Origin of the sequence: Providencia sp. PROV267 (assembly GCF_028477825.1) — a bacterium.
Classification (GTDB): domain Bacteria; phylum Pseudomonadota; class Gammaproteobacteria; order Enterobacterales; family Enterobacteriaceae; genus Providencia; species Providencia stuartii.
Map to the genome: position 1 here is coordinate 1 of NZ_JAMPLX010000025.1, position 9,975 is coordinate 9,975.

Here is a 9,975-nt window from a genome sequence, read left to right on the forward strand (position 1 = left end):
CTGCAGTGGATCAAGCAAGCAGTAAAAAAAGTATCTTGAGCGGGTTGTTGTAATCATAGGGGTTAAAACAATAAAGAATGAGTGAATACAGTTGTTAGTCAGTATGTTAGCTTTAAAGAATCGAATGATTATGAGGATGATTTCATTTGCAAAATTGAATCACCGTCACCTAAGTAGGATCACGTTTGAAATCAAAACGACGATGAAGGATAAGTTTGGGTCAAATGCAACACCAAACGGAGGGAAGTTAAGTGAAATTCGGAAAGATTACATAGGTAATATGAAGCTACATCTTGATACCTCTATAAACTCTTTTTTAAATGATAAAAATAGTTATTCTTTAACTATTAAAGAAGCTACTTTACTGAAGGAAATAAATAGTAGCTAGTAAAAAATCAAATAGCTGGTTATAAAGTAACAGTGGGGTTAGATAATAGTTTCAATCCTGCATCTAATAATAAATATGATACTATGTCCGTCGCAGAGGATTTAAAAAATGAAGCGAACCCAAAAAGTTATTCAGTATATAGAAAAAATAATGAAAGATTCAACGAATGATGTCGATAAAATCAATGAGTTTATATCTAACTCAAGGTTAGATAGTTTAAATAAATTACAGGGGTTAAATAACTCAGAGCGTTATATTGACTATCAAATTTTATTGAGTTATTTGTTAACAGCTACAGATACAATATACATGCGGCAAATATACAAAAAAGATAACAATTCACCATATGAACTCGAAAAACTTTACTACCATTATAATTTACTCTTTATTTTGAATTATAATGATGTCGATAAGAACAGAGAACATTTCTTAGATCTTGCCAAGCAAGGTGAAATTTTACTCATGGATTTTGCTTGTAATGATTTTCGAATAGGGCACTTTTGCTACGATAAAGTTATTGAAAGTATTCAATCGGGTAAAATGGCAAAATCTCTCCCAATGTATACCCGACCGCAGAAGTTAGGTGTACTAGCTATCGAAATGCTGGCGAGTGAAAAAAATCAAACAATAGATTGGGAAAGTGCGGGGATCCCTATTGATCCATTTTATCAACGTTTTTGCCAAGAAGCACTTTATAATGAAAATCACGATGTTGTCGCTCAATGGCTTGTTACATTGTGCGATAAACATATCGAATGGTCGGCCATGTTTAGGGATAATGACGACGAACAACGTTCAACGGGATATGAAATTAACACGGAGCTTTTAGTCTCTTGGCCTTTTGAATATCAAGCGGTTAAAAATTTCCGGGCTAAACATGGATTAACCACCCCTGTCATAGATCATCCGCTATTAAAAACGCCAATGGCGATCGAACACCGTCCTGATATGGTGGGCTGGAAGCAAAATATGCCATCAATTTATTATCAGATAATTGATGACCTCATTACGATTAATCCCGAGCTGCAAGTTATTCATAAACTATTTTAATCATGAACAATAGGCGGTTAATTTACCGCTTTTTAAAATGGGTAATGTCATGAAGCTGACGGCACAAAGTAAACAAATTATTTGTGATAATAAGCTGCAAGCTTTTTATCTTGATGCAGTTCACTACTTTGAAGAAGAACATCGAGTAGCATTAGATCATCATGAAATTAAGCGAGAGGCCTTGTTTAATCAATTAAAGAAAAATTATGTGTATTTTGAATCTATTGGTTGAGCAAGCCAATATTTGTGTGTTACGCAGACAACATTCATGCTCTATTGTGGGAAATTTTACGCACAGTCACCGTTATTTCAAACGGTACAAGAGCATCTTGAGCAAGTAGTTTTGTTCAAAGACTCAAAAAGTAAAGCATGGTTAGAAGGTATGATTGAACATTATCAAACTCTCGATTTATCACACAACGTCAGTGAAATCATCGATTATGCTAAAAAATGCTATCTGGTTATCGGTAATGAACCCTCGATACTAAAATCAGAAATTGAATTGTTTCTATTAAAGGATATGAATAAACAATTTACTGATAACTATAAAGAAAAAGAGTTATTCTTAAAGCAAGTACTGGAAAATATCAATACAGTGCAGATACGTAAAGAGAACATTGTCTTTCTCTGTCTCGTTGCACAATATTTAGACGGGTTAAACTGTTTTTGAACCATGTAGATAGACTCATTAAAATAGAGTCAATAATGAGTAGCACAGTTAATGGTCGTAAAATTATTTTAAAAAATGATACCATCGGCACAGATGGCATGGTGCTGACCGGTTCATCCCTTGCCAAACAAATCCAAGGAGTCGCCTGTGTGAGTGAATTAGTTTATTGCCCTTCGAACAAAAAACTGGTGCTATCGTCGAGAGCGACGGTTTAATGAAAATCAACGGAATTCCCGTCGCACTTGAAGGTCATAAAGTGGCTTGTGCGTGTGTGCTTGTCGCAGTGGATTAAGCAAGCAGTAAAAAAAGTATCTTGAGCGGGGTGCTTTAATCATAGGGGTTAAAACAATAAAGAATGAGTGAATACAGTTGTTAGTCAGTATGTTAGCTTTAAATAATGAATGATTATAAAGATGATTTCATTTGCAAAATTGAGCCACCGCCACCTGAGTGGGTTACGTTTGAAATCAAAACGACGATGAAGGATAAGTTTGGGGCAAATACAACACCAAAAAGTGGTGAGCCAAGTGAATCTCAAAAAGATTATATTGGAAATATAAGTAAGCATACTGGTCTAGTAAATATATCTTTTGTTCAAGGACATAATGATTATAATTTAAGTAGAGCTCAAAGGAAAATGTTAGTTTAAATTAAAAAAGATATCAGTAAGAGTAATATTGCAGGTTTTAAATTAACGGTTGCTATTGATGGTAAATTGGATGTGTCAAGCAATAATAAATACGGTTCTTTCTATATAATTGAGGCGTTTAAATAAATGACCAGAGCAAATGATGTAATTAAATATGTAGAAAAAAGAGTCAATCAAACAACTAGGGATGTTAATGACATTGAAGATCTTATAAATGAAGATTTTATTGAAAGCATTGAAGATGTAATGCATGATAATAATGAGAATAAATATATTGATTACATGTCTATTTTGGACTTTAATGCATCATCAATTGCAATGATATATATGTTTCAGTTGTATAAAAAAGTTAATAAAGTTTTCTACACATTTGAACGTTTTTTTTATCATAAGAATTTAAACTATATATTGGGTTATTATGATAACTATAAAAGACACAAATGCTTTTTTAACCTTGCTGAGCAAGGCGAAATTTTATTAATGGATTTCGCTTGTGACGATTTTAGAGTTGGACATCTTTGCTACGATAAAATCATTGAAAGTATTCAATCGGGAAAAATGGCAAAATCCCTTCCAATGTATACCCGTCCTCAAAAATTAGGCGTGTTAGCCATTGAAATGCTGGCAAGTGAAAAAAATCAGACCATAGATTGGGAGAGTGCAGGTATTCCTATTGACCCGTTTTATCAACGATTCTGCCAAGAAGCACTTTATACTGAAAGTCATGACGTTATAGAACAATGGTTGATTACTTTATGTGACAGGCATATTGAATGGTCTGCATTATTTGCAGAGAATGAGAATGAACAAAGCTCAACAGGCTATGAAATTGATATGGAAATTTTATTAGCGTGGCCTTTTGAATACCAAGCCGTAAAAAATTTCAGAGCTAAACACGGTTTAACAACGCCTATTATTGATCATCCGCTATTAAAAACCCCGATGGCAATAGAGCACCGCACAGATATGGTAGGATGGAAGAAAAATATGCCAGTTATTTATCACCAAATAATTGATGACTTGATTTCTATTAATCCAGAGCTTCAAGTTATTCATAAACTATTTTAATTATGATTAATAGGCGGAGATTTACCGCCTGTGAATATAGATAATGTCATGAACATGAAGCTGACGGCAGAAAGAAAATAAATTATTCGTGATAATAAGCTGCAAGCCTTTTATCTTGATGCAGTTCACTATTTTGAAGAGGAGCATCAAGCTGTATTAGAACACCATAAAATTAAGTGAGAGGCGTTGTTTAATCAATTAAAGAAAAATTATTTGCACTTTGAATTTATTGGTCGAGCTAGCCAACTTGATGAAAACCAATGGGATCTCAGTAGCATTAGAAGGACACAAGGTGGTTTGTGGGTGTCTTAGCGGATATGAGCTTGTTGCAGAGGGTTAAACAAGCAGTAAAAAAATATCTTGAGTGGTTTTTTTTAATCATGGGGTTAAAACAATAAAGAATGAGTGAATACTATTATTAGTCAGTATGTTGTCTTTAAAAAATCGAATAATTATGAGGATAATTTAATTTGTTAAATTGACTCTCCTCCACCTTATTGGATTACGATTGAAACGAAAATGGTCATGAGAGAAAAGTTTGATGATTTAGGAACATTAGTCGGAGGAAGCCTCAGTGAGGCTCAAAAAAGTCTATTTATAAATTTACAAAAACATATGGTTCAAGCAGAAAAAAGAATGTATTCTAAAAACGAATGTAATATATCTGTATCAGATATAGATAATTTTTTAGATATAAAAGCTAGATTAGATGAAGATATCTACTCACAAGTAGATAAGATAATAAAAAATGTCGTTGCTATCAAATTAAAAGCTGGCATAAATGATACATTTTTAGTAGCTAGTACATCTATATGTGATAAAACACTCATAATGGAGATTGTCAAATAATGTCAAAATTAGATTTAATAAATAAATATCTTAAAGGTGAATTAAGAGACATCGAATTTGATGATGTTATACTAAAGAAAAAAATCGAGGAAAGATTTCTCAGGAATATCGAACTTGGCGCTTCTAAAAGCAGCAAAGACAAATATACTCATTACTTTGTATGTTTAGATTCTAATATGGGGATAGTGAATCTATTTTATATAAATAAAATTTACTCAGTAGATAAATATAATTATTTTAGTTTTGAGGAGGTTTTTTTTAAAAAAAACATATCGTTATTGTTAAATTATTATAACGGTTTTAATAGTGACCGTTTTTTTTGGGAACTATCTGAACAAGGACAAGTATTATTAATGGATTTCGCCTGTAATGATTTTAGATTTGGGCATCTTTGTTACGATAAAATCATTGAAAGTATCCAATCAGGTAAAATGGTAAAATCTCTCCTAATGTATACTCGACCGCAGAAGTTAGGTGTTCTCGCTATCGAAATGCTTGCTAGTGAGAAAAATCAAACTATAGATTGGGAAAGCGCGGGGATCCCTATTGATCCGTTTTATCAACGCTTTTGCCAAGAAGCACTTTATAATGAAAATCATGATGTTGTCGCTGAATGGCTTATTACTTTATGTGATAAACATGTGGAGTGGTCAGCTCTATTCGGTATCAACACTGATGAACAAAGTTCAACAGGCTATGAAATAGACATGGAAATTTTATTAGCGTGGCCGTTTGAATACCAAGCCGTAAAAAATTTCCGTGCACGACACGGGTTAACAACGCCTATTATTGATCATACGCTATTAAGAACCCCCATGGCTATAGAGCACCGTCCAGATATGGTGGGGTGGAAACAAACGATGCCTGCTATTTATAATCAAATAATTGATGATATCATTACAATTAACCCAGAATTGAAAGTTATTCATACACTATTTTAACCTCGATAAATAGACAGGGATTCGCTTTTTTCTGTCATCCCTTATATATCTAATTTGTTTAATCCAATGAGTTGTCAATTCAGATTAAAGGGTCCGGTGCATACTGGTACAATTCAGTCCACTTACCAGCACTATCGAGTCTCGTTGGATAAAACGACCTAAATCTGGGGCGTAGTAGTGGTACGTGTTATAGTGTAATCCTACCTCTTTGTTGAAATAAGAAGCGGATGTTGGAGCAGGTTTCACATTTTATCGTCAATATGTTAAATGCTTGTCTGGGGGAATATCGGGCAGAGAAGATACCCATGTTATCAAGCAACAAAACTAGTTCCCATTGAATATTCGGTATTTTTTCAATTGCTAGTGGCCTTTTCTCACGTACGCAGAGCGCTTTTTTAACTCGACATTTTAGATTGAGTCCTAAACGGCCATAAACGCGTTTATGATTAAAGGGATAGCCTTCAAATCGCAAACGGTAATCGTATTTCCAAAATCCAGATTGTGGTGACTGGGTTAAAACGGATTGTATATCCTCGATCACCGCTCGATTTTTTTCACATCAATCTCACTGCCGACGATAAAACGTTGCCCCGGACAACAAAGTCATCTGACAAGCCTTACTGACTGATAAACCTGCCTCTTTTATTGATTGAACGCAGGACGTCTTCCCCGTTAGTTACTACCAACCTTTTTTGCAAAAAGCGCTTTCATCGCATGGTTTTCAAGGCTGACTTAAGCGTTGAGTTTTTTTCAAGCTCTTTTAATGGTTTAACATCATTGGATTACATACCACTGTACTTTGATTTCCAATTGCCGCCAGTGGCACACTGATACCACGTTGCCGATAAAGATCATCGACTTTCATTCCAGAATCAACGAGTTTTAAAATATTGACGATTCGCCTTTCAGTAAAACCGGCTTTTTTATAACGACCTCTGCAATTTTGGGCAGAAAATCTCATTATAGCTGTTTCATTTTAATGGGAGAGGATAAAGATTAATAGCCAAGCTTTACAAGATTCGATTAAAAATCTTAAGGCTCACTATATAATACCTAGAAAAGGAAATAGCAATTAAGGTAATATAGCTATTGATTGGTGTTTATATCAATGCCGCTATTTCGTTGAAAATACCTTTCTGAGTATTAAGAAACACTGAGCAGTTGCTATTTGGTATGGTAAATTATCAAAAAATGATGAAAGTGTCGTTGTTTTGACGTTTTCAATTATGTGGCTCACTATGTGGAGCAATATAAAATATATACAATAAAGGTCAACATGCCCGAGTGTTTTTATAATTTTTAATCTTCAAAATATAAATATTAACTAATATTTCAATCAGAATCGTTACTGGGTAGTATGATTACTTATGGATGGTGCTGTTGCCTATGAAAAATGTCTGCTTTTTTGATTTGCCGTTTGTGCGCCACGATAAGCACGCCGAACCAGAAACGAATTACCGCCGGATCCTAGCCGGAGATAAGGTATTCTGGATGTATGCTAAGCAATTTGAAGATATCTCTGTTGCGGAAAAATTAACAGAGGGCGAGCGTGTGTATATCGGTGCACATCCGCTGGCTGATGGGACATTCTGGTTGCACTGGTTAGTCGCTCCAGACCACGGAACACTGCAACCCGTGACTAAAGGTACCGATAAAGCCCGTAATGCCCTGAAAACACTGATAGGAACGCTACTGATGGGGGCGTTTGGCTATGTTTTTTTTAATTTATCATTTGGTATTATCATATTTCTGCTCATGTTGATCGCATTTATTATCGGTGCTTGGTTTTTTTGCTCCGGTGTTCAAGGATTGCTGGTCAGTAGTAGTAAACGAACACACCGTTTGCAAGAGGGACTTCGGCGTGTACAGGCTGGAGATTTATCACTCTTTCACACTCAAAACGATCTGCAGACAACAATAGCCGCACAGCAAAAAAATATACAGGCAGTGGTAAAAACAGCAAAACCCCAGACGCCGGATAATATGATCCATGCAGATCAGGTCATTCTGAGCACATTACAAGGGGAAATTCGTTCACTCAGTGTGACCACAGGATTTACTGGTACAGGTAAATCGCGGCGCGATTATAGAGATTATCAGTTTCTCTGTGAGGGCGTGCTATTCACTTTCCGCTGTTATTACAATACATTCAGTGAAGATGTAAATCCGATATTTTACCGACATCCGGATTTTTTTCTGACCGAAGGTGACCCCATGACGCTTATCCTTAACGGTGAGAACGGTCAGATCGTCGGCCTGTGTAACGAACGGGACGGACAGGCATATCTCAAATACAGCGGCATAATGATGCCCAACCGTCAAATGAAACGGGCGTACAAAGCCATTGGTCTCATCTGTCTGGTGTTACCGTTGTTGATGCTGTTTTTTTCGTTCCATGACTGGTGGCAAGCGGGTGTGATGCCTGACAAATGGGACTGGTTGAAAGCCGGGGATATGTTTCTTGATTGCAGTTTTCTCAGTATGTCGATATTTTTCCTGATTATGCTGTTAACTGAGCTGTCCAACGGCTTTATCGAAAAATACACGGTCACCTCCGCACGGATAGAGAAAGTGCGACAGTATCTGGTGTCATTCCGAAGTAGCTTGAATAAGGCTCCGTATATTCAGGAGGTGACCTGATGTTTACTGATCGTCGCATCCGAGTTGCTTTATTGGCCGTCGGGCTGATTATTTGCATAACTTTTATGTACATACGTGATTTCGCTGGATTTGCCGGAGAATGGGAACGTACTCGTCCTTATCAGCCGGAAAAAAACGCGATTATCATGAAATCTTTGCTTATCAGTAGCGTTGAACAGGGTGTTTTGATCACTGGCCTAAGCGATGCGATTGATATTAAAGTGAATCATATTGAGCGCAGTAATTTCCTGTATCATTACAACAAAGTGCTTCGTGATGATCCCGTTAATGACAACGCTGTGCCGCTGCTTAATCTGCAAATTAATCCGGACAAAGCGGTGATCAACAAGCACATTGCAAAACAGATTGGCAAAGGGAGTGGCCGAGAAATTGAATCCTACAGGCCACGGTTGCCGCTAACTCAGATTATGACGGAGCAGGAGGGGGAGCTGCGCGTCCGGGCCCGTTTTATCGGCAACGTACTGAGTCAGCAGTGTGATAATCAAGGGCGCTGCCTGATCGTATTTAAGAATGATATCACCCCAGGAAGACCAGCATTTTATTCAAATGACGGTGGTCTGCATTGGCAGTGGCTACAACAATGGGCATCGCCAGAAACGCGGGCGGAAGAGAATGTCCTAGCGATTACTGGGGCGGGTCATTTCGTGATGGCGCAGAATGAGCGATTGTATCAGACAATGGATTTTGGACAGACTTGGAAAAAACTCGCCGACCTGAACCCCTCTGGGCGGGGACGTGCCGATCTCGGTAGTTATCAGCATTACAATATACAGGATCCCAGCTGGCTCGCCACCTCACAACGGGCAATCTTCTGGAAGCAGGAAAGCGACACCAGCTCACTGACTTGTATTAACTTCCAGACGGGACGCCAGGAAGCGTATCTGTCGCTGCCGGGGCGAGTTAGTAAACCGACCGTGACACCGGAAGGAGAGGTTTATTTTGTTCTCAAAACCGAGCCACGTATGCGGTACAGCATCAACCGGCTGGATTGCAGCAACGGCAATTACACGCCAGTACTGGAAACCGGTACAGACTCGATTTCTGATCTGTATGCAGGGAAAGATAATAGTCTGATATTCACTTTTCGGTTTAACGACCCTGAGCATATCCGGGTATCACACAACGGCGGAAAAAACTGGAAGCGGATGCAGAAATTCCCGAGAAGCTATCAGGAAAATGTATTATTTGATGGTGTCCGTAATCGTCTATTCTATTTTCCGGTAGAATCCTACTATGCACCGGATCTCGGTAATCGCGATGGATTGGTGTATGAAATATCGCCGATCTGATAATGTGGAAAGCAACAATATAATGAGATGTTAAATAGAGATTGTAAGTAATAAAAACAAATATTAATTCTAATTTGTTTTTTAATTGAGGAATAATATATTGTGATTTACCTGTTTTGGTTTAAGAGGTTAATATTAATAAAACAGGTAATTTCACTAAATAAATTACACGTTAACTCTATTTTTACTGGAAAATTAAAAGCTGTTAAACCTGCATCTTCTATTAACTTGATGGGTGACATGCCCACGGAGGTCATACCCCGTTTCATTGTCCAATAACCCGCTGGTGCGGCCCGTTTCACGGTGCAAACGGTCTCGCTGATATTCCGCTAAGACGGTGAGTTGGTCGTTATCACGCCAGTTGGTTTGCTGTAAATGACCGGAGCCGTAGTAGAGGTACTCAAAAGCCT

The 9,975-nt window shown here is 37.3% G+C and carries 10 protein-coding genes and 3 pseudogenes; 10 read left to right on the forward strand and 3 right to left on the reverse strand.

Annotated features, from left to right (window positions below; all coding sequences use genetic code 11):
• Positions 1 to 496: 496 nt before the first annotated feature.
• The 8 genes and pseudogenes from PR709_RS16745 (at position 497) to PR709_RS16785 (ending at position 5,615) form a co-directional block, all read left to right on the forward strand.
• Positions 497 to 1,438, forward strand: a complete 942-nt coding sequence (locus tag PR709_RS16745; RefSeq protein ID WP_004925085.1) for a hypothetical protein — start codon at positions 497 to 499, stop codon at positions 1,436 to 1,438.
• Positions 1,439 to 1,487: 49 nt separating this feature from the next.
• Positions 1,488 to 1,670: a hypothetical protein gene (locus tag PR709_RS16750; protein ID WP_102957315.1), complete on the forward strand. Its 183-nt coding sequence runs from the start codon at positions 1,488 to 1,490 to the stop codon at positions 1,668 to 1,670.
• 36 nt (positions 1,671 to 1,706) lie between these two features.
• Positions 1,707 to 2,108, forward strand: coding sequence for a hypothetical protein (locus PR709_RS16755; protein ID WP_004925079.1), 402 nt, complete (start codon positions 1,707 to 1,709; stop codon positions 2,106 to 2,108).
• Between the two features lie 35 nt (positions 2,109 to 2,143).
• A pseudogene (locus tag PR709_RS16760) lies at positions 2,144 to 2,400 on the forward strand (PAAR domain-containing protein).
• A 105-nt stretch (positions 2,401 to 2,505) separates the two neighbouring features.
• Entirely contained in the window at positions 2,506 to 2,757 is a 252-nt protein-coding gene (locus PR709_RS16765) for a hypothetical protein (RefSeq protein ID WP_004925072.1), read from the forward strand.
• A gap of 126 nt (positions 2,758 to 2,883) precedes the next feature.
• Positions 2,884 to 3,825, forward strand: a complete 942-nt coding sequence (locus PR709_RS16770) for a hypothetical protein (protein WP_004925070.1) — start codon at positions 2,884 to 2,886, stop codon at positions 3,823 to 3,825.
• Between the two features lie 525 nt (positions 3,826 to 4,350).
• Complete coding sequence (locus PR709_RS16780; RefSeq protein ID WP_127891329.1) at positions 4,351 to 4,674, forward strand: hypothetical protein; 324 nt, start codon at positions 4,351 to 4,353, stop codon at positions 4,672 to 4,674.
• Positions 4,674 to 5,615 carry a hypothetical protein gene (locus tag PR709_RS16785; RefSeq protein ID WP_272571012.1) on the forward strand — a complete coding sequence of 314 codons (942 nt, stop codon included), beginning with the start codon at positions 4,674 to 4,676 and terminating at the stop codon, positions 5,613 to 5,615. The genes PR709_RS16780 and PR709_RS16785 overlap by 1 nt, the downstream gene beginning before the upstream one ends.
• A gap of 84 nt (positions 5,616 to 5,699) precedes the next feature.
• On the opposite strand, the gene PR709_RS19625 is transcribed toward PR709_RS16785, so the two are convergent.
• A complete protein-coding gene (locus PR709_RS19625; RefSeq protein WP_080574256.1) occupies positions 5,700 to 5,861 on the reverse strand; it encodes an RHS repeat-associated core domain-containing protein in 162 nt (53 codons plus the stop codon).
• A 64-nt stretch (positions 5,862 to 5,925) separates the two neighbouring features.
• Positions 5,926 to 6,576 (reverse strand): annotated as a pseudogene (locus tag PR709_RS16790) (transposase); the annotation flags it as partial.
• A gap of 425 nt (positions 6,577 to 7,001) precedes the next feature.
• On the opposite strand from PR709_RS16790, the gene PR709_RS16800 reads away from it, so the two are divergent.
• Both PR709_RS16800 and PR709_RS16805 read left to right on the forward strand, forming a co-directional pair.
• On the forward strand, positions 7,002 to 8,255 hold the full coding sequence (locus tag PR709_RS16800; protein WP_040132422.1) for a hypothetical protein: 1,254 nt from the start codon (positions 7,002 to 7,004) through the stop codon (positions 8,253 to 8,255).
• Positions 8,255 to 9,565 carry a hypothetical protein gene (locus PR709_RS16805; protein WP_060560802.1) on the forward strand — a complete coding sequence of 437 codons (1,311 nt, stop codon included), beginning with the start codon at positions 8,255 to 8,257 and terminating at the stop codon, positions 9,563 to 9,565. The genes PR709_RS16800 and PR709_RS16805 overlap by 1 nt, the downstream gene beginning before the upstream one ends.
• A gap of 195 nt (positions 9,566 to 9,760) precedes the next feature.
• Here the strand turns inward: PR709_RS16805 and PR709_RS16810 are convergent.
• Positions 9,761 to 9,975, reverse strand: a pseudogene (locus PR709_RS16810) (type IV secretion protein Rhs); the annotation flags it as partial.